Source organism: Methylobacterium sp. J-088, assembly GCF_022829295.1.
Taxonomy (GTDB): Bacteria; Pseudomonadota; Alphaproteobacteria; order Rhizobiales; family Beijerinckiaceae; genus Methylobacterium.
This window is the reverse complement of the sequence record NZ_JAKSYH010000278.1, coordinates 76,855-100,083: the sequence shown is the minus strand read 5'-3', so window position 1 is coordinate 100,083 and position 23,229 is coordinate 76,855. Positions and strand designations below refer to the sequence as shown.

22 protein-coding genes are annotated in these 23,229 nt (G+C 68.9%); 11 read left to right on the top strand and 11 right to left on the bottom strand.

The window, feature by feature from the left end; genetic code table 11:
* The first annotated feature begins 73 nt into the window (after positions 1-73).
* Entirely contained in the window at positions 74-487 is a 414-nt protein-coding gene (locus MKK63_RS30435; RefSeq protein ID WP_244008257.1) for a hypothetical protein, read from the top strand.
* On the top strand, positions 487-957 hold the full coding sequence (locus MKK63_RS30430; protein WP_244008254.1) for a hypothetical protein: 471 nt from the start codon (positions 487-489) through the stop codon (positions 955-957). The genes MKK63_RS30435 and MKK63_RS30430 overlap by 1 nt, the downstream gene beginning before the upstream one ends.
* Before the next feature lie 364 nt (positions 958-1,321).
* Here the strand turns inward: MKK63_RS30430 and MKK63_RS30425 are convergent, their stop codons facing one another.
* Entirely contained in the window at positions 1,322-2,599 is a 1,278-nt protein-coding gene (locus MKK63_RS30425) for an NAD(P)/FAD-dependent oxidoreductase (RefSeq protein WP_244008183.1), read from the bottom strand.
* 153 nt (positions 2,600-2,752) lie between these two features.
* On the opposite strand from MKK63_RS30425, the gene gltX reads away from it, so the two are divergent.
* Complete coding sequence (gene gltX / locus MKK63_RS30420) at positions 2,753-4,093, top strand: glutamate--tRNA ligase (protein ID WP_244008182.1); 1,341 nt, start codon at positions 2,753-2,755, stop codon at positions 4,091-4,093.
* Here the strand turns inward: gltX and MKK63_RS30415 are convergent.
* The 4 genes from MKK63_RS30415 to MKK63_RS32105 all read right to left on the bottom strand — a co-directional run bounded on the left by MKK63_RS30415 (position 3,999) and on the right by MKK63_RS32105 (position 7,889).
* The gene (locus tag MKK63_RS30415) at positions 3,999-4,385 is read right to left on the bottom strand and encodes a transporter associated domain-containing protein (protein WP_409564577.1); all 387 of its coding nucleotides are present in this window, start codon (positions 4,383-4,385) and stop codon (positions 3,999-4,001) included. The two genes, gltX and MKK63_RS30415, sit on opposite strands and share 95 nt — an antisense overlap.
* Positions 4,386-4,410: 25 nt before the next feature.
* Complete coding sequence (locus MKK63_RS30410; protein WP_244008181.1) at positions 4,411-5,190, bottom strand: class I SAM-dependent methyltransferase; 780 nt, start codon at positions 5,188-5,190, stop codon at positions 4,411-4,413.
* Between the two features lie 15 nt (positions 5,191-5,205).
* Positions 5,206-6,414: an MFS transporter gene (locus tag MKK63_RS30405; protein ID WP_244008179.1), complete on the bottom strand. Its 1,209-nt coding sequence runs from the start codon at positions 6,412-6,414 to the stop codon at positions 5,206-5,208.
* 491 nt (positions 6,415-6,905) lie between these two features.
* Positions 6,906-7,889 carry an OmpA family protein gene (locus MKK63_RS32105; protein WP_313901811.1) on the bottom strand — a complete coding sequence of 328 codons (984 nt, stop codon included), beginning with the start codon at positions 7,887-7,889 and terminating at the stop codon, positions 6,906-6,908.
* Positions 7,890-7,940: 51 nt separating this feature from the next.
* On the opposite strand from MKK63_RS32105, the gene MKK63_RS32100 reads away from it, so the two are divergent.
* Positions 7,941-9,047, top strand: a complete 1,107-nt coding sequence (locus tag MKK63_RS32100; RefSeq protein ID WP_313901810.1) for a hypothetical protein — start codon at positions 7,941-7,943, stop codon at positions 9,045-9,047.
* On the opposite strand, the gene MKK63_RS30395 is transcribed toward MKK63_RS32100, so the two are convergent.
* Positions 9,044-10,108: a DUF2865 domain-containing protein gene (locus MKK63_RS30395; protein WP_244008174.1), complete on the bottom strand. Its 1,065-nt coding sequence runs from the start codon at positions 10,106-10,108 to the stop codon at positions 9,044-9,046. The genes MKK63_RS32100 and MKK63_RS30395 overlap by 4 nt on opposite strands.
* 158 nt (positions 10,109-10,266) lie before the next feature.
* Between MKK63_RS30395 and MKK63_RS30390 the strand changes: the two genes are divergently transcribed.
* Positions 10,267-10,779 carry a CreA family protein gene (locus MKK63_RS30390; protein ID WP_244008172.1) on the top strand — a complete coding sequence of 171 codons (513 nt, stop codon included), beginning with the start codon at positions 10,267-10,269 and terminating at the stop codon, positions 10,777-10,779.
* Between the two features lie 29 nt (positions 10,780-10,808).
* Here the strand turns inward: MKK63_RS30390 and MKK63_RS30385 are convergent, their stop codons facing one another.
* Positions 10,809-11,156 carry a hypothetical protein gene (locus MKK63_RS30385; protein WP_244008170.1) on the bottom strand — a complete coding sequence of 116 codons (348 nt, stop codon included), beginning with the start codon at positions 11,154-11,156 and terminating at the stop codon, positions 10,809-10,811.
* Positions 11,157-11,443: 287 nt separating this feature from the next.
* Here MKK63_RS30385 and cysS point away from each other — a divergent pair, with 287 nt between their 5' ends.
* Together cysS and MKK63_RS30375 are read left to right on the top strand one after the other, a co-directional pair.
* A complete protein-coding gene (gene cysS / locus MKK63_RS30380; protein WP_244008168.1) occupies positions 11,444-12,835 on the top strand; it encodes a cysteine--tRNA ligase in 1,392 nt (463 codons plus the stop codon).
* A 90-nt stretch (positions 12,836-12,925) separates the two neighbouring features.
* On the top strand, positions 12,926-13,687 hold the full coding sequence (locus MKK63_RS30375; RefSeq protein WP_244008166.1) for a trypsin-like serine protease: 762 nt from the start codon (positions 12,926-12,928) through the stop codon (positions 13,685-13,687).
* 88 nt (positions 13,688-13,775) lie between these two features.
* Here MKK63_RS30375 and ctrA read toward each other — a convergent pair whose 3' ends face one another.
* Positions 13,776-14,477 carry a response regulator transcription factor CtrA gene (gene ctrA, locus MKK63_RS30370; RefSeq protein ID WP_244008164.1) on the bottom strand — a complete coding sequence of 234 codons (702 nt, stop codon included), beginning with the start codon at positions 14,475-14,477 and terminating at the stop codon, positions 13,776-13,778.
* Between the two features lie 417 nt (positions 14,478-14,894).
* Between ctrA and fliI the strand changes: the two genes are divergently transcribed.
* The 3 genes from fliI (at position 14,895) to MKK63_RS30355 (ending at position 17,921) form a co-directional block, all read left to right on the top strand.
* The gene (fliI, locus tag MKK63_RS30365) at positions 14,895-16,247 is read left to right on the top strand and encodes a flagellar protein export ATPase FliI (protein WP_244008162.1); all 1,353 of its coding nucleotides are present in this window, start codon (positions 14,895-14,897) and stop codon (positions 16,245-16,247) included.
* 61 nt (positions 16,248-16,308) lie between these two features.
* The gene (gene fliJ, locus MKK63_RS30360; RefSeq protein ID WP_244008160.1) at positions 16,309-16,716 is read left to right on the top strand and encodes a flagellar export protein FliJ; all 408 of its coding nucleotides are present in this window, start codon (positions 16,309-16,311) and stop codon (positions 16,714-16,716) included.
* Positions 16,717-16,853: 137 nt separating this feature from the next.
* Entirely contained in the window at positions 16,854-17,921 is a 1,068-nt protein-coding gene (locus tag MKK63_RS30355; RefSeq protein ID WP_244008157.1) for a lysylphosphatidylglycerol synthase domain-containing protein, read from the top strand.
* A 119-nt stretch (positions 17,922-18,040) separates the two neighbouring features.
* Here the strand turns inward: MKK63_RS30355 and flhA are convergent, their stop codons facing one another.
* Positions 18,041-20,179: a flagellar biosynthesis protein FlhA gene (flhA, locus tag MKK63_RS30350; RefSeq protein ID WP_409564576.1), complete on the bottom strand. Its 2,139-nt coding sequence runs from the start codon at positions 20,177-20,179 to the stop codon at positions 18,041-18,043.
* Positions 20,180-20,392: 213 nt separating this feature from the next.
* Between flhA and MKK63_RS30345 the strand changes: the two genes are divergently transcribed.
* Entirely contained in the window at positions 20,393-20,971 is a 579-nt protein-coding gene (locus MKK63_RS30345) for a hypothetical protein (RefSeq protein ID WP_244008155.1), read from the top strand.
* A gap of 22 nt (positions 20,972-20,993) precedes the next feature.
* Here MKK63_RS30345 and MKK63_RS30340 read toward each other — a convergent pair whose 3' ends face one another.
* Positions 20,994-22,235, bottom strand: a complete 1,242-nt coding sequence (locus MKK63_RS30340) for a capsule biosynthesis protein (RefSeq protein WP_244008153.1) — start codon at positions 22,233-22,235, stop codon at positions 20,994-20,996.
* Positions 22,236-22,371: 136 nt separating this feature from the next.
* Positions 22,372-23,025 carry an ABC transporter ATP-binding protein gene (locus MKK63_RS30335; RefSeq protein WP_243925617.1) on the bottom strand — a complete coding sequence of 218 codons (654 nt, stop codon included), beginning with the start codon at positions 23,023-23,025 and terminating at the stop codon, positions 22,372-22,374.
* Between the last annotated feature and the right edge of the window lie 204 nt (positions 23,026-23,229).

Sequence of the window (23,229 nt, the reverse complement as noted above, 5' to 3'; positions counted from 1 at the left end):
GAGCGTCCCCAGGCACGATTGACGCTCCGGGAAGCTGCACCACTTCCGGGTGAAGGCTTGGCCGGAGATCTCCATGAAACGCCCCCTGACCGTGATCGTGGCCGCCACGATCGCGGCCCTTACGCTCGCGGGTTGCGAAGGGCCGAAGCCGGGACCGGCCGGCCCGCCCGGGCCGAAGGGCGATCAGGGGCCGCAGGGGCCGCAGGGCCCTGCCGGCCTGAATGGGGCGACGGGCGAACGTGGACCTACAGGCGAACGGGGCCCGGCCGGGCCCGCGGGGCCGGCAGGTCCGGCCGTAAACAGCCAGATCCGACTGGATGTCGCCTGCCAACGCGACGAGGCGTTGATCGGCGCCTATTGCCGGGGCATGGCGGTGCTGCCGTCCGTGACCGTTACGGACGGCGTCGCCACGGTCGGCTGCCTCGACATGACCGCGAAGGCCGCCAAGGATGCACAGCCTGTCGCGGTCTGCATGAAGACGCCGTGATGAAAGCCCTGGTCTCCGCCTTACTTGCCGCGCTGGTCTCCACTGCCGCCAGCGCCCAATCGGTCGTGCCCAGCGAGCGCGCGGCCATCGACCTCGTGCGCGACCGCCGCACCGCCGGGTTCGCCACCGTCGCTCAGACCCTGGCCTATGCCGAGCGCGTGACCGGCGGGGCCTTCAGCTTCGGCGGATATCGCGTCGATTATCGTCCGGAGGCGCCTTTCGCCCGGGTGCGGATCTGCTACCGGCTGGGGATCGATCCGCCGACCTGCGGCCTCGACTACCGGGTTGCCGTGAATCCCGCACATGTCGAACCGTCCGACCGCTACGACGGCCTCACCCGCGATCTCGAACACGGGCCCCGCGCCTTCCTGCGGGCGTTGGCCCGCGACGTCGACCTCCAGCGCCAGCCCGCGATCCTGCGGAAGATCCAGGCGGCGCTCGACCCCTACAACCCCTACGACTGGCGCTGATTTTTAGAGCCGAGCTCGATCGCGTTGCCCACGATACACGGCATTTGTCCGCCTCCTGGGTCGGCAAGCGCGACCTGCCCCCTCTCCCGTGCGGGAGAGGGTTGGGGTGAGGGTCGAGACGGTTCAGGATCGCGCGCACCGTCAAGGCGCAGACAGGGTGCGCCTTGTCCGGACAGGTCTCATCCCTCACCCGGCTTTCTGCGAAAGCAGACCTCTCCCGCACGGGAGAGGGGACCCGCGCCCTGTTCGGCGACGGTGGCGTCACTGTCGTGTACCGTGCGCGTTGCAATCGCGCACGGCTCTAAGTCTTTGCAGTGACGCGCTCTCTTGCACCGAACCGGTATCCGCTTCGGCGAAGAGCGCTTTAGAACACGCTCGGCCAGCGCAGCAGCCGCTCCGGCGCGAAGGCCGCCACCGGCACCGCCGGACTCCGGCCGGTGGCGAGATCGGCAACGATCTCCCCGGTGATCGGGCCGGTGGACAGGCCGATATGGCCGTGGCCGAAAGCGAAGAACAATCCGTCGTGTCGGGGCGCCCGGCCGATTACCGGCATTCCATCCGGCGTCGAGGGGCGGGAGCCGAGCCACGGCGCGTTGTCGAGGGGCCCGCCCAGCCGCAGGGTCCCGGCGGCTTCCTCGGAGGCCGCGTCGATCTGGGTATGATCCGGTGCGGCGTGGCGCGCATTGAGTTCCACGCCCGACAGCACGCGCACCCGGTGATCGCCCATCGGCGAGAGGATCGAGCCGGCGCCCGTATCGAGCACCGGCCGGGTCAGCGGCGGGCTCTCCGGATGCAGGGCGTAGTGGCGATGGTAGCCGCGCTCGGCCGCGACCGCGAAGCGGTAGCCCAGCGGCCGCGCGATCGCCCCCGAGGCGGCGCCGGCCGCGAGCACCACCTGGTGAGCCCGGACCGCGCCGGCCTCCAGATCGATCCGCCATCCGCCCGAAACGGGCGCCAGCCGCGCGACGCTGCCGCGGAGGCGCCGCCCGCCGAGGCGGGAAAACAGCGCCTCGCAGGCCTCGATCAGGCGGCCGGGCTCGCGCACCGAGCCGGTCTCGGTCAGCAGCATCGCCTTGGCGTAGGGTCGGACCACGGCCGGCTCCAGATCGCGCAGGGCCGCCGTATCGAGGATGTCGAAGGCCACGCCGTGCCCCGCCAGAATCTCGCGCTCCAGGGCGGCCGCCGCGAAAGCGGCTTCCGTTCGGTAAGCCTTCAGCCATCCGGTCCGCTGCAGCCGGTCGCTCGTCCCGGCCCGGGCCGCGAGGCGTTCATGGGCCGGGTAGGCGGCGCTCGTCAGCGGCAGCAGCGCCTCGGCGGCCCGGCGCCAGCGGGCGGCGCGGGCGCTCGCCAGGAAATGCGCCGTGTAGGGGAGGATCCGCGGCAGGTGCGCGTAGTTCAGGCGCAAGCCACGGTCGGCGTTGCGCAGATAGGCCGGGAGCTTGCCCCACAGGGCCGGGCTCGACATCGGGAGGATCGACCCACGGCTGACCACGCCGGCATTGCCGTAGGAGGTCCGGGCGCGGGCCTCGCCGGGATCGCACAGGACCACGTCGAGGCCCCGATCCTTCAGCGCGATGGCGCTGGCAAGACCGACCATCCCGCCGCCGATCACCACGATGTCGGCCGTCTCGTCCGTCGCCATCGAGCCTTGTCCTGCGCAGCGCCAAGCGGAGCCTTCTGACCGGTTTCCACGAGCCTGGGTAGCGTCTTCCCGGTGGGCCGCCATGAGCCGGGCGAGGGGCAGAGGCCATGAAGTCCTGCGCCATCGGCGCCAAGATCGGCTATGGAGCGGACCATGACTCTCGTTCGCTTCGCCCCGTCGCCGACCGGCTACCTCCATATCGGCAATGCCCGGCCGGCCCTGCTGAACGCGCTGTTCGCCCGCCGGACCGGCGGACGCTTCCTGCTGCGCCTCGACGACACCGATGCGGAGCGCTCGACCGAGGCGTTCGCCCAGGCGATTCAGGAAGATCTCGCGTGGCTCGGCATCGAGCCCGACCTGTTCGCCCGGCAGAGCGAACGGAAGGCGCAGCACGACAAAGCCGCCGATCGCCTGCGCGCTGCCGGCCGGCTCTACCCGTGCTACGAGACCCAGGAGGAACTGGAGCGCCGCCGCAAGCGCCAGCTCGGCCGTAACCAGCCGCCGATCTACGACCGGGCGGCGCTCAAGCTCACCGCCGAAGAGCGCGCCTCCCTGGAAGCCGAGGGGCGGCGGCCGCACTGGCGCTTCCTGCTGGAGGCCCGGACCGTGACCTGGGACGACCTTGTCCGCGGTCCGGCCCATGTCGATTGCGCGTCGCTGTCCGATCCGGTGCTGATCCGCGGCGACGGCAGCTACCTCTACACGCTGCCCTCGGTCGTGGACGACGCCGATCTGGGAATCACCCACGTGATCCGCGGCGAGGACCACGTCACCAACACTGGCGTGCAGGTGCAGATCTTCGAGGCACTGGGCGCCGCCGTTCCGATCTTCGGCCACCACAACCTGCTCACGACCGCGGACGGGGAGGGGTTGTCGAAGCGGCTCGGCCACCTGTCGCTGCGCGGCCTGCGCGAGGCCGGCTACGAGCCCGCTGCGGTGCGCTCCCTCGCCGTCCTGACCGGCTCCGCCGAATCCGTCCGGGCGGTTCCCGACCTGGACACCCTGGCCGGCCTGATCGACCTCGCGGAAATCTCTCGGGCGCCGGCGCGGTTCGACACGGCGGAGCTTGACGGTCTCAACGCGCGCCTCGTCCACGTCATGCCGTACGCGGATGTGGCTGATCGGCTGGCGGACCTCGGGGTTAAGGCGGATCGCGCAGAGGCGTTCTGGCTGGCGGTGCGGGCCAATCTCAACCTGGTCGCCGAGGCGGCCGAGTGGTGGAGGGTCGTTGCCGGTCCGGTCGAGCCGGTGCTGATCGAGCCAACCGTGATCGCGGCGGCGCAGGACAGCCTGCCGCCCGAGCCGTTCGGGCCCGAGACCTGGAAAGCTTGGACGACCGAGATCCGCACCCGAACCGGAGCGAAGGGCAAGGGCTTGTTCATGCCGCTGCGGCTTGCGCTCACCGGGCTGGAGCACGGGCCTGATCTCTCGGGTTTGCTGCCGCTGATCGGTCGCGAGCGCGCAATGCGGCGGCTGGCGGGTGAGGCGGCCTGAGCTCCTCCGCCTCGGACTCTACCAGCTTGGTCGCCTGCAGCTTGTCGACGCGCCGTCCGTCGAGATCCACCACCTCGAACCGCCAGCCGGCGATGTCGCAGGTCTCCGGCAGGCGCTGAAGCGTGGCGATGACGAGGCCGGCAGCCGTGGCGTCGTTGCGCGACGGCGGGAGCCGTAAGACGAACTGGTCGGCTAGTTCGTCGGTCGGCATCGCGCCCGCGACGGCGTCGAGGATGTTGGCCGGCGTCACGAGCCCGTCGAAATGGCCGTACTCGTCGTGGACCAGCGCCATCGGCACGGACGCGCTGCGCAGGGCATCAAGCCGCGGTCCGGTGCGGTCGTGCTTCGATCAGCACCGAGTCGAGCAGAAAGCTGCCATCCGGCTCGATCTGGAAATGCGCCGTGACCTCGGCGGCGGCCGAAGCCTGGAGGGCCCGGATCGCCGCGACATGGGTCGGCGGCGTGCGCATGCGGGCGATCCAGCTCGCGAAATCCATGCGCGGACGGCTTGCCATGACGGCACCAGGCGCGAAGCCCGCCGCCTCCAGCATGGTGCGCCATTCCGAGACCCGGTAGTCGCGCACGTGGGACGGATCGCGCAGCAGTTCGACCGCCTGGAGATGCGTGTCGAGCAGCGGATCTTCCGGGGCCACCGCGTCGCAGGCGACGAGCAGGCCATCGGGTTTCACCACCCGCCTCGCCTCCGCAAGGGCGGCCGGAACGTCTCGCCAATGATGGGCGCTGAACCGGGTGAGCACCGCGTCGAAGCTCGCGTCCGCGAAGGGCAGCGTCTCGGCCGCCCCTTGGTGGGTATCGATCCGGTCGAGCCCCCGCCGGGCCGCCTCGGCGGAGACGGCCGCCAGCATCTCGGCCGAGAGATCGTAGGCGGTGACCACGGCCCCGGCCGCCGCCGCCGCGAAGGCGACATGGCCGCCGCCACAGCCGAGATCGAGCGCCCGCGCCCCCGGCAGCGCGCGGATCAGGGCGCCGATGCGATCGAGATCGGCACCGCCCGCATGGACTGCGCTCGTCACGTAGGCTGTGGCTTGCGCGCCGAACTGATCGACGACGTGGCTGGTGTGGCTGCGGGCGCTCATGGTTCGGTCCTCGAATCAAGCTCCCAGGGGTTCGAGGCGGGATAGCCGCAGTGCCACAGCCAGCGCCAGCCCGTAGAGCCCGCCCACGAAGAGCACCACGCCGGTCCAGCCGGAATGGGCGAAGAACCAGCCGCCCGCCGTTCCGAGCACAGACGAGCCGAGATAGTACATGCACAGGTAGACCGAGGAGGCTTGCGCCCGGTCGCGCCGCGCCCGCCGGCCGACCCAGCTGCTCGCGACCGAGTGTGCCGCGAAGAAGCCCACCGTCGTGACCACGACGCCGAAGACGATCAGCACGATGTTGTCGAAGAGGGTCATCAGGATCCCGGCGAGCCCGAGGCTGGTCGCGAGCCACAGCACCCGCCGCCGGCCCAAACGGCTGGCGAGCTCCCCGGCGACCGGGCTGCTTACCATGCCGGCGAGGTAGACCGAGAAGATCAGCCCGATCACCGTCTGGCTCAACGAGAAGGGCGGATTGAGCAGGCGGAACCCGATGTAGTTGTAGATGCAGACGAAGCCGCCCATCAGCAGGAACGCCTCGACGAACAGCCACGGCAGGCCGGCATCGCGGAAATGGTGGCCGAAACTCCCCGGCACCTCGCGCCACGCCATCCGGCGCGCCACGAAGCTGCGGGAGGGGGGCAGCCAGCGCCAGAAGGCGAGGGCCGCAGCCAGCGCCAGCACGCCGATCGTGGCCAGCCCGATCCGCCAACCGACATGATCGGCCATGACGCCGCTGATGAGCCGACCCGCCATGCCGCCCAGTGCGTTGCCGCCGACCAGCAGGCCCATCGACAGGCCGATCGCCTGCGCGTCCATCTCCTCCGCCAGATAGGCCATGGCGACCGCCGGAAGTCCGCTCGCCGTGAGGCCGGTGAGCGCGCGCAGCACCAGGAACCCGTGCCAGCCGGGGATTAGGGCGGCCACGATGGTGAGCAGCGCGGAGGCCAGGAGCGAGGCCAGCATCACGGGCTTGCGGCCCCACATCTCGGACAGCGGGCTCACCACCAAGAGCGCTACGGCCAGCAGGCCGCAGGGCAGCGACAGGGCGAGACTGCTCTCGGCCGGGGACACGCCGAAATCCTCGGCATAGATCGGCAGCAGGGGCTGCACCGCGTAGAGCACCGCGAAGGTCGAGAACCCCGCGGCCGCCAATGCCAGCGCCGTCCGGCGGAAGACCGGCGTGCCCGCCCGGATCAGCCGCCCGTCCGCTTCGCTGTCCATGCCCGTCCCGCGTTGCCGATCTTCGCGTGTTGGTGATGTCCGCTGGTGCTGTCGTCAACTCCCGCGCATCCGGCTGTCGCGGCGATCAGCGCTCGCAACGCCTCGCGCGTGGCGCCGTCGCGCACTTGGAACGAGATCGCCTGCCTGATGATCCCGTGGACGAACGCTCCCAACCGCGCCGCATCCGCTTAGGCGGCAGGTCGTCGGACTCTCTGGCGCGCTCCAGGCGATTGCGGATCAGCGCCAGCGTTGTGCGGCGTTCGCAGATAGGGCTAACGCGGGCTGTCTCTGGCGGGTGGACTGCTGGCCACGTCGCGGATCAAGAGGTTGCCGCCCGACTGGTTCGAAGGTGCGACCTCGATGCTGCCGTTCGGCAACGCGTGCAGGCCCTCGCACGCCGGTGGCTTCTCAGCCTCGCGCCGCCCGGCTGAGGTTGAAGGCGAAGGACCGGGCGGCCGATGGCGGCCGCCCGATCGAGACGTCTTTCCGGCTCAGCGTGGCGGGGGCGGCGCTGCCTGTCCCTGCCCCTCGCCCTGCTGCAGCAGCGGCGTGATCCGCTGGACGACGACGCGGCGGTTTTCCCGCGACGGGCCCTGTGTGTTCACCTTGAGGTACTGCTCGCCGTAGCCCTGCGTGGTCAGGTTCTCGGGTGGCACGCGGAACTGCTCGGTGAGCACGGTCGCCACCGACTGGGCACGCCGGTCCGACAGGGAGAGGTTGTCGATCGCGGAGCCGACCGCGTCGGTGAAGCCTTCGATCAAGAAGACCTCACGCGGGTTCGCCTGGATGGCGCGGTTCATCGCGGCCGCGATCACCGAGAGCTTCGCCGCCTGCTCTGGCGTGACCGTGAACGAGCCGGTGTCGAAGGTGATCGCGTTGATATCGACCGCGCGCATACGGGCCCGGAGGTCCGGGCTGTTGCGGATCTGGTCAAGGGTGTAGCGGCGCTCGACGGGAACAACCGGCGGTGCCGTCAACGCCTCGTAGACCTCGCCCGCGTCGGCCTGCGCGTAATCCACGATGTAGCGGTCCCGCGGGATCCGGATATCCGGGGGCGGCAGCACCACGACGTCCTCGTAGATCGGGCGGATCGGACCCGCATAGCTGTTGTCGATCAGCATGACTTCGCGGCCGTCGCGATAACGTAGGTAGCGGCGCAGCATCCGCCCGTCATCGGCGGTCACGGTCACGACCTGCTGGCCGCCCGGCCGGTCGAGATAGCTGTAGAAATCGGCGCCCTGCTGCACGAAGCGGTAGCCGCGCGGGTCGAGGGCGCGGAAGCGCTCGTTCTCGTCGTGCCGGATCAGGTACGAGTCGCGGTCGCGCACGATGATGCGCCCGGGCTCGCGGTAGTAGGTCCGCCCGTCCTCGTTGTACTCGCGCCGTTCACGCACCACCTGGTCGAAGCTGCGGACGTTGTCGTCTTGGCGGAAGCCGCCCGGCACGTAGCCCGGCTGACCCGGCGCGCTGATCACACCGTTGCCGGCTCGACCACCGGGGCTACCAACCTGGCCGGGGCCGCCGGCTTGACCCGGCTGGAATGGACGCCCGGGGATGCCTGGGGCCAGATTGGGGGGAATGGGGCGGCCCGGTTCCGCGCCGGGGCCGGCATTCGGCTGTGGGCGACCATCGGGCTGAACGTCCTGGCGCTGGAACGGCCGCCCGGGCACGCCCGGGGCCATGTTGGGCGGAGCCGGACGGTTCGGCTCGGCACCGGGACCGGCATTCGGTTGAGGCCGGTCACCGGGCTGCACATCCTGGCGCTGAGGATTCTGACGCTGGAGATCCTGACGCTGAAGATCTTGGCGCTGATCCGGCCGTCCGGGGGCTCCGGGAGCCGGGTTGGGCGGCGCGGGACGGCCCGGCTCGGCGCCCGGTCCTGCACCTGGCTCCGGGCGCTTGTCGCGCTGGTTATCGGGCCGACCCGGAGCACCCGGCGGCGGGTTCGGGCGATCGGCATCGGGCGCACGGCGGTCAAGAGCTGGGCCTTGTTGCCGCGGCGGCGTCCCTGGCCGGTCGTTGTCCGGCCGGGGCTGGCGGCCGGGACCTACATTGCGGTCCGGTGCGGGCCGATCCGGCTGACCGTCCTCACGGTCGGGCTGGCGCTCCTGACGATTCGGCCGAGCGTCCGGCGAACGCTGCTCCTGACGGTCTGGTCGCTGCTCCTGCCGCTGCTCCTGGCGATCCGGGCGCGCATCCGGCCGCTCCTGGGCCGGCGGACGCGGGGCCGGCGGTTCCGGTCGGCGCTCAGGCGGCCGCTCCCGTTGCGGAGGTTCTGCCTGACGCGGGGCTTGGGGCTCGGGACGCTCCCGCGGCGGCGGGGTCGCCCGATCCGGACGCGATTCCGGCCGCTCGCGTCCCGCCGGCGGGCCGGGACGTTCCTGCGGCGGGCGCTCCGGACCTGGGCCACCGCGCGGGGTCTCACCGCCGCCGCGAGGGCCACGCTCCTCCGGACCGCCCTGCGCCAGGATGATCCGGCCCGGCGCCGCGTCGGCCGGCTGGATGGTGGTCAGAGCCGGCAGCACGGTGCCGGTCAGAAGGAGCAGTCGCAGGAGCCGCATCGAGGCCTCGTATCGGATCAGGCCGAGCCGAACACGGAACGCTGCGATTGGTTCCCCGCGGATACGCGCTAAGGTGTGAGACGCTGTGGAACAGCGATCACATTCGGCGCGATGAGGCGCACGGCGACGTGATCCGGCTTCGCGCGATTGGACGGCTGTGCTTCAGGGTCGACCCAGCCTTTGCCGGCGTCGGGCCCTGTGGCAGAGGCTTCCGTGTTGCCCTTTACGGCCCGTCCGGCGGCGTCGGCAGCCAGTTCCGCTGCGGTCCGATCGGCGCGGCCGACCAGCGTCAGCCTGACCTTCGGGCGGGACAGCGCCTCGGCCTGCATGGGCGTCACGAAGATATCGCCCTTGTGCCGGACCAGCATGCTCTCGGCCTTGACCAGCGACTGCGCCCAGGTCTTGCCCTCGGGCTTGCAGGAGCAATTCGGCACGAATTCTTTGCGGAACTTGAAGGCGTTGGCGAGGCTCGTATAGGCGCGGCTGCCCTTTACCGTGGCAGCATGCTTCAGCGCATCGTCGCCGTAGGGCATGGAATAGGCCTGCGCCTCGGCGCCGGGGCAGAGCGCTTGGCACATCTCATCCGCACCGCCGCGCCCTTCGGGCAGGTTGCGCAGCGGGAAGAACCCGCCGTCGCAGCTCCGGACGCAGACCATCTGCGGGCCGCCCCGGGCGTAGGATTCTCCGCTTGCCGCGTAGGTCTCCCGCGTGGGGCAGGTCGACGCCACGAGGCTCTGGAGTTCGCGCCGGCGCGCACCATCGTCGTCGAGCACCGCGCCGCCGTAGGTGGCCTTGAGGGCGCGGATCCGCTGCTCCACGGCCCCGCATTGCGGTGGCCGCGTATCGAAGAACAGGAATTTTTCCGAACAGTTGAGGCCGCGGTAATAGGCCTCGAGCCGCCCGATCTCGTCGTTGAGTGCCCGCGTCGTGCTGCCGCCGTTCTGGATCGACGCCAGTTCGGCTCGATAGCGCCGGCACTGGGGCGAGGGCATCTGCGGCACCGGCCGCGTCTCGGCGGCCGACGGCGTCTCCTGCGCGGCAGCCGGCACGAGGAGGGGGCAGGACAGTCCGAGGGTCAGGGCCGCAATCGAAAGGATGCGGCCGAGCGAACGGACGATCGGACGGTGAGGCATAGGCTGCATCGCGTTGGCCAGGTACGCTGCGCTCCGAAGAGGCCGAGCGGCGCGCATCCGCGCTTCGGGGCCGAAGCACCGCGATCCTACGCCCCCTCGCAGGACGGCAACACCCCCCCTACATCCCATTGGCAAGCTTGAGGGGGAATTGGCCGGTGATGTTGTTTCGGAGTCTCACCTATGTTGGCGTTCTGGCGCTCGGGATGGCGGCAGCGGGCCCCGCGGCATCCCAGGAGCCGGACCGGATTTTCGACAAATCGACGGTCTGGCGCCCGCTGACGCCGAACGACAAATTGGTCGTCTACGGCATCGATGATCCGGTGGTGGCGGGTGTCGCCTGCTGGTACACGCAGCCCGAGAAGGGCGGGATCAAGGGCACGCTGGGTCTGGCCGAGGATGTCTCGGATATCTCGCTGGCCTGCCGCCAGACCGGCCCGGTCACCTTCAAGGGCAAGCTGAGCCAGGGCGAGGTGGTGTTCAGCGAGCGCCGTTCGCTGATCTTCAAATCGATGCAGATTGTGCGCGGCTGCGACGCGCGGCGCAACACGCTGATTTATATGGTCTATTCCGACAAGGTGATCCAGGGCTCGCCGAAGAACTCGAGCTCGGCGGTGCCGCTCGCCCCCTGGGGCACGGAGCCGGCACCGAAATGCGCGGACGCCATGAAGTAGGGTGGGCTCCCGCGGTCGGTCTGTGACTGTCAGTCCTGGCAGGTTATCCGGATCGGCCGCTCCAGCGGAGTCGAGACCGGCTGGCTGATCGCGCCGGTATACTCGTCGGCGGCGGCGATGCCGTAGGAGTTGGCCGCGGCGTAGCCCTGCGCCTCGCACCACGCATTGGCGACGACTTGGCCGCAACTGCTTCCTGGCGTCGTCAGGCAGTCGCCGACGCCGTAGCCGTCGCTCGAGGGGATGAGGAAGGTCTTCTCGACGTGGCTCGGCGCCTTCACGGGCGTCTCGCCGTCGCTGCCGGCCAGCGCGGCATGCGCAAGACCTGCGGTGGCGAAAGCCGTGACGAGGGCGAGAATACCGATTGCCGAGCGACGCATCGAGGGTCCTTGAGCACAGGAACTGCGGCGTGAGGTTTGTGGCCCGGACGGTCCGACGCCGCGGTTAAGGAAGCCTTACCCGCAGGATGCGAGTGCCTTCTCGAATTCCTCACGCTTTTGCGTTAGCCCCATCGCGCGGGCCGCGCAGTCGCGGCGATGCAACAGGATGCCGTGGCGGCACCGTCCGCAGCGCCACGTTTCGGCCGTTCTTGGCCGCGTGGGCCCCGTAGGCCTCTGAAGGCAGGCTCGTTTTCGTCGGCGGTCGCGCCGGAAGGAGAGTTGGATTCATGGCGCCGATGTTGCGGCTCTACAACACGCTGACCGGCGCCAAGGAGAGCTTCGCGCCGATCGATCCGGAGCATGTCCGCATCTACGCGTGCGGCCCGACGGTCTACGATGCCGCCCATATCGGTAACGCCCGGCCGATCATCGTCTTCGACCTGCTGTTCCGGATGCTACGTCACCTCTACGGGACCGCGCACGTGACCTACGCCCGCAATGTCACGGACGTGGACGACAAGATCAACGCCCGAGCGGCCGAACGCGGCATCACCATACGCGAACTCACCGACGGGACGCTGGCACAGTTCCACCGCGACGTGCGCGACCTCGGCGTGCTGATGCCGGGTGACGTGAACGTGGGCGGCGAGCGCCCCCGCTTCATCGAGCCCCGCGCCACCGATCACATTGCCGAGATGGTTGCGATGATCGAGGCGCTGGTCCGCTCCGGCCACGCCTACGTGGCGGCGGGCCATGTCCTGTTCGATGTGCCGTCGATGCCGGAGTACGGCGGGCTTTCGAAGCGCCCCCTCGACGAGATGGAGGCCGGTGCCCGGGTCGAGGTCGCGCCTTACAAGCGCTCGCCCCTGGACTTCGTGTTGTGGAAGCCCTCGAAGCCCGGTGAGCCGTCCTGGCCGTCGCCGGCCGGGATCGCCGAGCCGGGGCGTCCGGGCTGGCACATCGAGTGCTCCGCCATGTCGGCCAAGCACCTGGGGCAGACTTTCGACATCCACGCGGGCGGGATCGACCTGATCTTCCCGCATCACGAGAACGAGGTGGCGCAATCGCGCTGCTGCTTCGATACGCCCGTTATGGCCAATGTCTGGCTGCACAACGGCTTCCTCCAGGTTGAGGGGGAGAAGATGTCGAAGTCGCTCGGCAATTTCGTCACCATCCGCGACGTGCTAAAGGACTGGCCCGGCGAGGTGGTGCGGCTCACGATGCTGAAGACGCACTATCGTCAGCCGATCGACTGGACGTTGCGCGGGCTGGAGGAATCGAGCCGGGTGCTCGGCCGCTGGTACAACGCCGCCGGGGATGCGCCGGTGGCGCGCGACATCCCCGACACGGTCGTCGACGCCCTGTGTGACGACCTCAACACGCCGGCAGCGATCAACGAACTGCATCGGCTCGGTTCGGAGGGGCAGTCCGCTGCGCTGCGCGCTGGCGCGAACCTGTTCGGCCTCCTTGCGCGCACCCGCAGCGACCGGGAGCAGGACGCGGTCGCCGCCTCCGGCGTCGATGTCGCGGCGGTCGACGCATTGATCGCCGAACGACGCGCGGCCCGAGCTGCCAAGGATTGGGCGGCCTCCGACCGGGCGCGCGACGCCCTGGCCGCGATGGGCGTGGCCGTCAAGGACAACAAGGACGGCACGACCACGTGGACGGTGGCGCGCTGACGTTTCGGCCGCGTCCTCGCGCCTGCTTGCCGGGGCGCTTGCGGGCAGCATCTGTCAGGCAGGACAGTAAGCCGGAAAAGGGATCCGCACGTGACCATCATCGGAACCCTTGGGTGGCGCCTCACCCGCGCCGGATCGGTGTTTGCGCTCGGGCTTGGCTTGGCCGGGCCGGCCGCAGCGATCCAAGGCGGCGCGCCGGCCGGGCGGGACGCCCTGGCGCAGGCCACCGTCGCCATCGGCACGATCACCCAGCCCGAGGAGGCGCTAAAACTCACCCGCTGCACCGGCATCCTCATCGCGCCGGACCTCGTTCTCACGGCGGCGCATTGCGTGAACGGTGATCCCCTCGGCGCGCTGGTCGTCTTCTTCCGCGGCACCGAACCGGCGCAGCCGGTCTATGGCGCGCGGGTCGCGGCCCGCTACAGCCCCGATCCGGGGGAGATGCTGCCGAACGCCGCCCCCGACGTGAGCCTCGCCGACCTCTCCCTCGACCTCGCGGTGCTGCGCCTCACCGAGCCGGCGCGCGGCCGTCGGCCCATCGCGCTGGCGGCCGATGCGGGGCGCGTTCCGAAGACCCTGCGGATCGCCGGGGCTGGCCTGTCGGGGAACGGCGTCGGGCGCCTGCGCACGGCGACGCTGACGCCGCTGGCCGCCAGCAGCACCGGGCTGACTATCGCGCAGGCCCAGGGCGCCCGGGTCTGCTTCGGAGATTCCGGTGGGCCGGTCGTGGCGCAGGACCGGCGTGGCCTCTACGTCTGGGGCGTCGCCAGCGCGGTGATCAGCCGGGCCGCGCCGTGCGGCAGCTACGTGGTGATCGCGCCGGCCGCGCAGGTTTTTTCAAAAGGGCGCTGAAGTTTCGGAGTCGCGCACCCGTCAAAAACGCGAAAACCCCGCGCGGCCGGACCGCACGGGGTTTTTCCGGATCGGATTGCCTTGCGGATCAGACCGCCATGCGCTCTTCGCTGTCCATCGGCTCGCGCAGCACGTAACCGCGGCCCCAGACGGTCTCGATGTAGTTCTTGCCCGAGCTGGCGTTGGCGAGCTTCTTGCGCAGCTTGCAGATGAAGACGTCGATGATCTTCAGCTCCGGCTCGTCCATGCCGCCGTAGAGATGGTTGAGGAACATCTCCTTGGTGAGCGTCGTGCCCTTCCGCAGCGAGAGGAGCTCCAGCATCTGGTACTCCTTGCCGGTCAGGTGAACCCGGGCGCCGCCGACCTCGACGGTCTTCTGATCGAGATTCACGATCAGGTCGCCGGTGGTGATGACCGATTGGGCATGGCCCTTCGAGCGGCGCACGATGGCGTGGATCCGCGCCACCAGCTCGTCCTTGTGGAACGGCTTGGTGAGGTAATCGTCCGCCCCGAAGCCGAGACCCTTCACCTTATCCTCGATGCCGGCCATGCCGGAGAGGATCAGGATTGGCGTCTTCACCTTCGCGACCCGAAGGTTGCGTAGCACCTCGTAGCCCGACATGTCGGGCAGGTTCAGATCGAGGAGGATGATATCGTAGTCGTACAGCTTGCCGAGATCGATACCTTCCTCACCGAGATCGGTGGTGTAGGTGTTGAAGTTCTCGGACTTGAGCATCAACTCGATGCTCTGCGCAGTCGCGCTGTCGTCCTCGATCAGAAGTACCCGCATCGTCGGTCCCCAGCCCCGCCGGCCGCATCAGCGCGCAGACACGTCCCGTCGTTCGCCCGCCACCGGCCTGTGGACGGACGCCTCGTCGCTCTTGACGTGGGACGCTATGGATTAATCGTTAACAAAACCTGATTCCCGACCGCAAGCGCTTCGTTCGCCAATCTGCGAGCTTGACCGGAGAAAGAAGGCTCCTCCGGGCCCGTCCGGGACCGTGATTCTGCTTCGCTTGCGACCGGGGCGTCCGCCCCGGCGGTCTAAGTACTTCTCACGAAACGCCATGGTCCGAGCTGTGGTTCACCGGACACAGCGCCCGGATTCGTGGAGCTTGACCGTGAACCTCTGCTGGACCGAGCCGCTGCGTGCTCGTGGGTCGCAGTGTTAAGGAGGCCGGTAAACGAAGCGTTGAGAGCGCGGCTCATGACACAGGATTCGGCAAGATCCGTTTCCTCCCTCGCGGCGGCGCAGGCCGCGCTGGAGCGCGTGGAGGTGCTGGAGACCTTCGGCCGGGTCGTGGCGATCCGCGGCCTGCTGGTGGAGGTCGCCGGCCCCGTGGCGGCGATGCGGCTCGGCGGGCGGATCGACGTCGAAGGCGCGAACGGCCACGGGTTGGTCCCCTGCGAGATCATCGGCTTCCAAGGCGACCGGGCGCTGGCCATGCCGTTCGGGTCCCTGGAGGGTGTCCGCCGCGGCTGCCCGGCCTTCGTGCGCGACGAGGCTGCGGGGGCGATCCGCCCCTCGGGCGCCTGGCTCGGGCGCGTGATCGACGCCCTGGGGCGACCGGTCGACGGGCTCGGGCCCCTGCCGCAGGGACCGGACATCTATAGTCTGCGGGCCGACCCGCCGCCCGCCCATGCCCGGACCCGGGTCGGCGGCCCGCTGGATCTCGGGGTCCGCTGCATCAACACTTTCCTGACCATGTGCGCTGGCCAGCGGATGGGCATCTTCGCAGGGTCCGGCGTCGGCAAGTCGGTGCTGCTCTCGATGCTCGCCCGCTACACGGCGGCCGACGTGGCGGTGATCGGGCTCGTGGGCGAGCGCGGGCGGGAGGTCCAAGAGTTCCTGCAGGACGATCTGGGTGCCGCCGGCCTCGCGCGCTCGGTCGTGGTGGTGGCCACCTCCGACGAGCCGGCCCTCATGCGCCGCAACGCGGCCTACGTGACGCTCTCGGTGGCGGAGCATTTTCGCGATCAGGGTGCCAAGGTGCTGTGCATGATCGATTCGATCACGCGCTTCGCCATGGCCCAGCGGGACATCGGCCTCGCGGCCGGCGAGCCGCCCACCGCCAAGGGCTACACGCCGACGGTCTTTTCCGAACTGCCACGCCTGCTGGAACGCGCTGGCCCGGGCGTCGGGCAGGGCACGATCTCGGCGCTTTTCACGGTGCTGGTCGAGGGCGACGACCACAACGAGCCGGTGGCCGATGCGGTGCGCGGCATCCTCGATGGGCACATCGTAATGGAGCGGGCCATCGCCGAGCGGGGACGCTACCCGGCGATCAATGTGTTGCGCTCGGTCTCGCGGACCATGCCGCGATCCTGCGATCCGGCCTACCTGCCGGTGGTGCGGCGGGCGCGCCGAGTGCTCTCGACCTATGCCGATATGGAGGAGCTGATCCGGCTCGGCGCCTACCGCGCCGGCTCATCCCAGGAGGTCGACGAGGCCGTGGCGCTCATGCCTCATCTTGAGGCTTTTCTTGGGCAGGGTAAGGAAGAAGCAACGTCCATCAGCGATGGTTACGCACGGCTCGGTCAGATCGTCGGCGGGGCCTAGGGGCACGGGCCAGGCGCGATCCTCGGCACGGCCTTGAGCGTTGCGTGGAGTGAGCGTCCTGATGAAATCGCGTGACACGCTGATCCGCCTGCGCCGCTTCCAGGTCGATGAGAAGCGCCGGCGTGTGACCCAGATCGAGATGATGATGGCCGACTTCCAGCGCATGGCGGTGGAACTCGACCGCGAGGTCTCCGTCGAGGAGACCCGCGCCGGCATCACCGATGTGGGCCACTTCGCCTACCCGACCTACGCTCGCGCGGCGGCCACCCGCCGGGACAACATGCGCCAGTCCGCCCAGGCCCTGGAGGGCCAGCTTGCGGAGGCCAAGGCCGAACTCGGGGAGGCCTTCGAGGAGTTGAAGAAGGTCGAGATCCTCAACGATCGCGAGCGTACCGCCGAGCGGGCCGCGGAATTGGTTCGCGATCAGGCCGCGATGGACGGGATCGGCCTGAACCGCGCCCGCGGCTGATGCGATCGGCCCCCGAGCCGGTGCGTGGCACGAAACCGTCATGATCAGCTGACAAGGGGGCCCCTTGGTGGCGTCACGCCGCTTGCAGGGCGCCGCGTGACGGCGCATCAGGGGCTATCCCCGGGGCGTCGGTGTTCATGAAGAAGATTAGCGAGTTCATCTGGCCACTGATCGGCCTCGCCGCCGTCGTCATATCGGGTTATTTTCTCTACCAGGAATTGAAGTCGACCTCGCTGTCGGCGATCTGGGCCGCAATCCTGGCGATCCCGCCGCATCGGATCATGCTCGCGGCGCTCTCGACGCTGGTCGCCTACGCGGCACTCGCTTGGTACGACCGGATCGCACTGCTGCATTTGGGCGTCCGCCACATCTCGCTGTTGTTCGTCTCGCTGTGCTCGTTCACGACCTACGCGCTCTCGCACAATATTGGCGCTTCGGTCTTCTCGGGCGCCCTGGTGCGCTACCGGGCCTACACTGCCAAGGGCCTCACCGCCGCTCAGGTCGCCGTGCTGGTGGCGCTCTGCTCCTTCACCTTCTTCCTGGGCACGATCCTGCTCGGCGGCTTCACGCTCGTCGTCGATCCGCACCTGCTGTCGCGGCTCGACGGCAAGCTGCCGGGCTTCCTCACCGATCCGAAGGCCGCACTGAGCGTCGGCATTGGCATGCTGGCCTTCGTCGGCCTGTACGTGATCGGATCGATCCGGCGGCTGCGCCCGCTGCACATCCGCTCGTTCAAGCTGGAATACCCGCGGCCCGGCATCATGGCCCGCCAGCTGCTCGCGGCGCCGCTGGAGCTGCTGGGTGCGGCAGGCATCATCTACTTCGCGCTTCCCGACGCGATGAATCCGGGCTTCATCCCGGTGCTGGCGATCTTCCTGGCGTCGTTCTCGGTCGCGCTCGCCTCACACGCCCCGGGCGGTCTCGGTGTGTTCGAGATCGTGTTCATCACAGCGATGCACATCACCGACGAGGCGCAGAAGGACGCGATCATCGCGGCGGTGATCATCTTCCGGATCTTCTACTTCTGGATCCCCGCGCTGATCTCAGTGGTCGTGGTAATCGCGTTCGAGCGGTCCAGGCTGGCGGCGGCGATCGGCTCCGCGGCGCACGGACCGAAGGCGACCGTGGTGCCGGATCCGCCGGTCGTGGCCCCGGGGCTCAATCCCCATGAGCTGGAGCGGGAACTGAAGCAGAAGGCGATCTGAGGCGGGTCAGCGGGGAGGGCACGTCGAGCGCCGCCTCTCCCTCCGCCTCTGCGGGGGAGGGTCCCCCCGAAGGGGAAGGGGAAGCGCGTCGGACCGGCAGCGCCTCTATTTCCTCTCGCTCAGATCGAACTCACCGTACGCAGCCGTGCGCGCGGGTGGATCTCGGCTTGGCTCATCACCGGGGTCTCCCGGCGGAACCGCTCGATGATCGAACGCACGAAGGGTCGCGTCTGCGCCGAGGTCACCAGCACGGGCATCTCGCCCTGCCGCGCCGCCGCCTCGAAGCGGTCGCGCACCGCCGTGACGAATTCGCTGAGCTTCGAGGGCTGCATCGCAAGGTAGCGCTCCTCCCGCTCGCCGACGATCGATTCCAGGAAGGCCTGCTCCCAGGCCGGCGACAGGGTGATGATCGGCAACGCGCCGTTCTGATCCTGGTACTGGGCGCAGATCTGGCGCCCGAGCCGGGCACGGACATGCTCGACCACGTCGCGGGGGTTCTTCACGCCGCCCGCAACCTCGGCGACCGCTTCGACGATCGCCCCGAGATCGCGGATCGAGACGCGCTCGGCCAGGAGGAACTGCAGCACCCGCTGAATGCCGGTTGTGGAGATCTGCGACGGCACGATCTCCTTGAGCAGGTCGGTGTGATCCTTCGACAGCTCGCGCAGCAGCTTCGAGACCTCGACATGGTTCAGGAGCTCGGAGACGTGGGCCTTGATCAACTCGGTGAGGTGCGTCGAGACCACGGTGGCGGCGTCCACCACCGTGTAGCCCTTGAGCTGCGCCTGATCCCGCAGCGCTGCGTCGATCCAGGTCGCCGGGAGGCCGAAGGTCGGCTCCAGCATGTGCTGGCCCGGTAGCTGGACCTGCCCGCCCATCGGATCCATCGCCATGAACTGGCCGGGGAAGATCCGGCCGGTGCCGGCCTCGATCTCCTTCACCCGCACCACGTAGGTGTTGGCGTCGAGCTGGACGTTGTCGAGGATGCGCACCGAGGGCATCACGAAGCCCAGTTCGGCGGCGAGCTGGCGACGCAGGGCCTTGATCTGGTCGGTGAGCCGGTCCTGGCCCTCGCCGTTGACGAGGGCGAGCAGCGCGTAACCCATCTCGAGCTTCAGGTCGTCGAGCTTGAGCAGATCGGTGACGGTCTCCTCCTTCGCGGCCGCGACGGCCTTCGCGTCGATCGGCGCGCCCTCCGCATCCAGCGGTGGTGCCTCCTTGGCGGTCTTGTTGATCCGCCACGCCGCGTAGCCGGCGCCCCCGCCCAGCAGCAGGAACGGCAGCATCGGCATGCCGGGCAGGAGCGCAATCAGCAGCATCACCGCCGCCGACATGCCGAGCGCCTTCGGATAATGGGCGAGCTGCTTGCCCAAAGCCTTGTCGGCTGCGCCCTTCACGCCCGCCTTGGAGACCAGCAGGCCGGCGGCCGTGGAAACGATCAGGGCCGGCACTTGGCTCGCGAGGCCGTCGCCGATGGTGAGCAGCGTGTAGCTCTTGGCGGCGTCGCCGAAGCTCAGGCCCTGCTGCGCCACGCCGATGATGATGCCGCCAACCACGTTGATGAAGGTGATCAGCAGCGCCGCCACGGCGTCGCCGCGCACGAATTTCGAGGCGCCGTCCATCGCGCCGAAGAAGGAGGATTCCTCTTCGAGCGCCGAGCGGCGGGCCTTGGCGGCCTTCTCGTCGATCAGCCCGGCCGAGAGGTCGGCGTCGATCGCCATCTGCTTGCCGGGCATCGCGTCGAGGGTGAAGCGCGCCGCGACTTCGGCGATGCGGCCCGAACCCTTCGTGATCACCACGAAGTTCACGATGATCAGGATCGCGAACACGATGATCCCGATCACGAAATTGCCGCCCATGACGAAGTGCCCGAAGGCCTCGATCACGTGGCCGGCCGCCGCCGTGCCCTCGTGGCCGTGGCCGAGGATCAGGCGGGTCGAGGCCAGGTTCAGGGCCAGCCGCAGCATCGTGGCGATGAGCAGCAGCGTCGGGAAGACGGTGAATTCCAGCGGGTTGTCGATCGACAGCCCGGTCATCATGATCAGCACCGAAATGATGATCGAGACCGCCAGCAGCAGGTCGAGCAGCATCGCGGGCAGTGGGAAGATCAGGACCGCGAGGATCCCCAGCACGCCGGTGGCGAACAGGAGGTCCGAGCGCTTCGACAGGGCCTGCATGTCGCCGCGGGTCGGCAGCGCGAACTGTCCCAGGATCGCCGCCGGGCCCATCCGTCTCGGCGCGCTCGCCGTGTCCGCCATCGATCCCACCCGTCGCTGCCTGTCCGGACGCGTTCCCCGCAGCGAACCCGGCAAGATCTGCCGGGTGGATGGTTAGCGGCCCGTTAAGACGAGAGCGGCCGGAGTCGGGAACCGGGCGCGCCTCTGCCGCTTGACCGGTCGGTGAACGCAACCGCCCGGCACCGGCCCCGCCGTATCCCGCCCGCGGCGTCGCCACCGAACCGGGAGATACCGATGGCTGCACGCGCGCTGACCGCCCTGTTCGACGAGTACGAGGCTGCCGCCCGAGCGGTGGATCAACTTGAGGCCGCCGGCTTCGCCCATGGCGACATCAGCATCATCTCGAACCGAACCGACCCCGAGGGCGCCGCGCTGCCGCCGATCGACCAGGCGCACGAACCGGACGAGGCGGTCGATTCGGCCGGCACTGGCGCGACGGTCGGAACGGTGCTGGGTGGCGGTGCAGGCCTGCTCGCCGGCCTCGGGCTCCTCGCCATTCCCGGCCTTGGGCCGGTGGTGGCGGCGGGCTGGCTCGTGGCAACCGTGACGGCCGCGGGCGTCGGTGCCGCCGCCGGCGGGCTGATCGGGGGGCTGACCGGAGCCGGGTTGAGCGAAGGCGAGGCCGAGACCTACGCCGAGGGCGTGCGACGCGGCGGTACGCTGGTGACGGTCCGGGCCGACGAGACACGGGCCGACCGCGCGTTGAGCATTCTCGCCCAGGCGGGCTCGATCGATCTCGACGAGCGCGCCGAGGGCTGGCGCGCGCAGGGCTGGACCGGCGGCACGGTCGGTACGACCAGCGCAGATCGTTGAATCGAGCCGACGCGGCGCAGCTTCAGGCCATCATCTTCCGCGCGAACATGGCGGCGGCGAACAGCACCGCCGCGCCTGCCGTGACGAGGCTGATCATCAGGAGACGCCGCGGCTCGGTCGAGGATTCGGCCCGCACCGGCTCCACGATCGGGCTGAAGAACTCGATCTGGCGGGCCGCGATCATCCGGGAACGCTCGTAGGCCGTCAGCACCTGCTGATAGTACTTCTCGGCGTTCTTGCGATCGTTCTCCAGGGCCTCGAATCGCGTCAGCGCATCCGAAAGAAGGCGCTTCTGCTCCGGATCCTGGCTGGCGGATTGCCGCTCGATCCGCGCGATGTTCTCGTCGAGATCCTTGATCTGCTGCTTGATGTCGATGATGCGGCGGGATTCGGGGCCGAGATCCCGCTGGCCGATGGCGAGCTGGACCGCAAGGTTGATCCGCGCAGAGCGCAACTCAGCGATCATCTTCAAATTGATTTCGTTCGACTTCTGGGCGTCAAGCACGCCTTCGCGGTTGCGCAGGTCGCGCATCGCGAGGCGGATCTTGGTCATCCGCTCCTCGGCGAGCTTCAACTCCCGGGTGCTCTCGGCCACCGCATCCTCGCGCGCCTTCACGCTGAGGTCGTTCACCATCCGCTCGGCCTCCTTCATCACGGCCTTGGCGATGGCGAGGGAATGATCCGGGTCGAACGCTTCGACGGTGACCGCCATGATCCCGGAATTGGGCTCGATGTCGATGTCGACGCGCCGCTTCCAGTAGCGGAGGAATTTCTCGATCGGCTTGCTCGGGTCGAAACGCGAGACGTAATCGATGCTGTCGCTGCCGAACCATTCGCGCAGTGGCAACTGTGTCTCGAGCGATTCCAGCATCGGCCGGCTGACGATGTATTCCTTGGTGATCAGCGTATCCTGAGCGACCATCTGGCTCGGAACGCCGGCGCTGGTTCCCACCGAATCCGGTGCCGCCTTGTCGGCCGTCCCGATGGCCGGCCGGATCGCGAATCGTGCCTCGGTGACGTACCGGTCTGAGGCGATCAACCCGTAGTAGATGGCTCCGGCCAGCGTCGGCAGCACGAAGCAGACCACGAAAAGGATCGGGATCCAGGGGTCGTTCTTGACGTGGCTTTGATAGGAGCGGATGCCCTTCTTGCGATCGGCGAAGCGCGACATCCGCGCGATCTGCCGCAGCGACTCGGTGATCGCCTGCTGGCGTTCCGCGGTCGTGACCGGCTGCCCCTCGGCTTTCCGGATCTCCATATTCATGGCTTGATTCCTGGCCTCCTCGGCCCTGACGGTCGATCCGTCCGGAAGCACCCGGCCGCACAGCGGCGCACGCGTCCGGATCGTCTCTCACGCAGTCACGGCAAAAGCATGTCCGCCACCGGTGGACGGCGTCGCGTCACGCGTTGAGGCGCCGGTAGACCTCGATGGCGTCGTTCACGTCCTCGTAGATGATCGCCCGGCCGTTAAGCAGCACGAGGCCCTGCGAGCACCATTGCCGGATCGTCTCCATGGAGTGCGAGACCATGATGATGTCGGCGTTCTTGCGGCGCTGGGAGAAGACCTCGTCGCAGCGCTTCGAGAAGCGCGCGTCGCCCACGGAGGTGATCTCGTCGATCAGGTAGCAGTCGAACGGGATCGCCATGCTCATGCCGAAGGCGAGGCGCGCGCCCATGCCGGACGAGTAGGTGTAGATCGGTACGTCGAGGTAGCTGCCAAGCTCCGAGAAGTCCTCGACGAAATCCAGCACCTTTCGCGGGTCCTCGCCGTAGATTCGGGCCACGAAAATCACGTTGTCACGGCCGGTCATCTTTGGGTGGAAGCCGCCCGCGAAACCCAGCGGCCAGGAAACCCGCAGCCCGCGATAGATCTTGCCCCGGGTGGCATCTTCCGTTCCGGCGATCAGCCGCATCGTGGTCGATTTTCCGGCACCGTTGATGCCGAGGATCCCGTAAGAAATGCCTGGCTTCAGGGTGAACGAGGCCTGTTCGAGGATGGTCCGCTTGTGACCGTCCGTGCGGTAGACCTTGCTGACTTTCTCGAAGCGGATCACCGGATGAACTCCAGGGCGGGGTGCCGAACCGCCGGTCCGAGCTGTCGGCTGCGGCGCTCCTGCGCGTCGAAAGCGGCAAATCTGAGAACACGATAGGCCGGACCGGCCCCGCATCCGGCCTCGACGAGCGCATGCGCCGGAATACAGAACGGGTTGGAATGAAAGTGCAGCTCTCCGCGTGCCGTTGACGCCATTCCACATATG